At 70.3% G+C, this 1,379-nt stretch carries 1 protein-coding gene; it reads right to left on the reverse strand.

Annotation, left to right across the window (positions count from 1 at the left end; all coding sequences use genetic code 11):
* A partial coding sequence (locus RKE29_RS29855; RefSeq protein ID WP_312008841.1) for a biotin carboxylase N-terminal domain-containing protein occupies nucleotides 1-1,379 on the reverse strand: 1,379 nt, incomplete at both ends.

A 1,379-nucleotide genomic window follows, 5' to 3' on the forward strand; every position in this document is an offset into this window, starting at 1 on the left:
GGCTCCTCGGTGTCGGTGTCGGCCGGAGCGGTAAACGGCTGGATCGCATTCACCCACTCGGTCTCAATCCACCGCGTGTGCACCGTGAACGGGTCCGCGGTGAACGCCGGATCGGTCACCACCGCCCGGTGGAACGGCAAAACCGTCGCCATCCCCTCCACCGTGAACTCGTTCAACGCCCGCGACGCCCGCTGCAACGCCTGCTCCCGCGTCGCACCGGTGACCACCAGCTTCGCCAGCAGACTGTCCCACGCCGGACCGATCACACTCCCCGACTCCACCCCCGCGTCCAACCGCACACCCGGACCCGACGGCGGCGAGAAGAGGGTGACCGTCCCGGGAGCGGGCAGGAAGTTACGGCCCGCGTCCTCACCGTTGATCCGGAACTCGAACGAGTGACCACGCACCGGCGGGTCGTCGTAGCCCAGCACCTCGCCCTCGGCGATACGGAACATCTCCCGCACCAGGTCGATCCCCGTCACCTCCTCGGTCACCGGGTGCTCCACCTGAAGCCGCGTGTTGACCTCCAGGAACGAGATCGTCCCGTCCTGCCCCACCAGGAACTCCACCGTCCCCGCACCCACATACCCGGCCTCCTTCAGGATGGCCTTCGACGCCGAGTACAGCCGCGCGTTCTGCTCCTCGGACAAAAACGGCGCCGGAGCCTCCTCCACCAGCTTCTGGTGACGCCGCTGGAGGGAGCAGTCACGAGTGGAGACCACCACCACGTTCCCGTGCTGGTCGGCCAGGCACTGGGTCTCCACGTGCCGCGGCTTGTCCAGGTAGCGCTCCACGAAGCACTCGCCCCGGCCGAACGCCGCCACCGCCTCCCGCACCGCGGAGTCGTACAGCTCAGGGACCTCCTCCAGCGTCCGGGCCACCTTCAACCCGCGCCCGCCACCACCGAAAGCCGCCTTGATCGCGATCGGCAGGCCGTGCTCCCGGGCGAAGGCGACGACCTCCTCCGCACCCGAGACGGGGTCGGGGGTGCCCGCGACCAGGGGCGCGCCGGCCCGCTGGGCGATATGCCGCGCGGCGACCTTGTCCCCCAGGTCCCGGATCGCCTGCGGCGGCGGACCGATCCACGTCAGACCCGCGTCCAGGACCGCCTGCGCGAACTCGGCGTTCTCCGACAGGAACCCGTACCCCGGATGCACCGCGTCCGCCCCGGACTCCGCCGCCGCCGCCAACACCTTCGCCTGGTCCAGATAGCTGGCCGCCGGGGTGTCCCCGCCCAGCGCGTACGCCTCGTCAGCCGCCCGCACATGCACCGCGTCCCGATCCGGCTCCGCGTACACCGCGACACTCACCAAACCCGCGTCCCGACACGCACGAGCAACCCGCACCGCGATCTCGCCACGATTGGCGATCAGGACCTT

The sequence above is a fragment of the Streptomyces sp. B1866 genome, from assembly GCF_031932565.1.
GTDB lineage: Bacteria > Actinomycetota > Actinomycetes > Streptomycetales > Streptomycetaceae > Streptomyces.